Consider the following 419-nt stretch of genomic DNA (forward strand, 5'->3'; position numbering starts at 1 on the left):
GTACAGAGGTATATACTTTTCACACCAGAAAAGGTCAGTATGTTAAGGTTACTGTTCCAGATAGTAATATTGATAAAATGAGAGTTGATTATGTGAACTGGAAGGGACCGAAATATAACAATAAACTTGTGAAGAGGTTTGTGAGCCAGTTTTTATTATTTAGGAAGGAAGAAAAAGAAAAAAATGAAAAAGAAGCCTTGCTAAAGGCTAGTGAACTTGTGTCTGGTATGGGGGATAAGCTTGGCGAGTATCTTGGAGTAAAATATAAAAATGTAGCTAAGGAAGTTGCCAATGATATTAAAAACTTCCATGGTCGTAATATTCGTAGCTATAATGAAGCAATGGCTTCACTTAATAAAGTGTTAGCAAATCCAAAGATGAAAGTAAACAAATCTGATAAGGATGCCATTGTGAATGCC

1 pseudogene is annotated in these 419 nt (G+C 34.4%); it reads left to right on the top strand.

Features of this window, described 5'->3' with window-relative positions:
• A pseudogene (locus IL252_RS17410) lies at positions 1–419 on the top strand (hypothetical protein); the annotation flags it as partial.

It is taken from the genome of Halomicrobium sp. IBSBa (assembly GCF_017612575.1).
GTDB lineage: Archaea > Halobacteriota > Halobacteria > Halobacteriales > Haloarculaceae > Halomicrobium.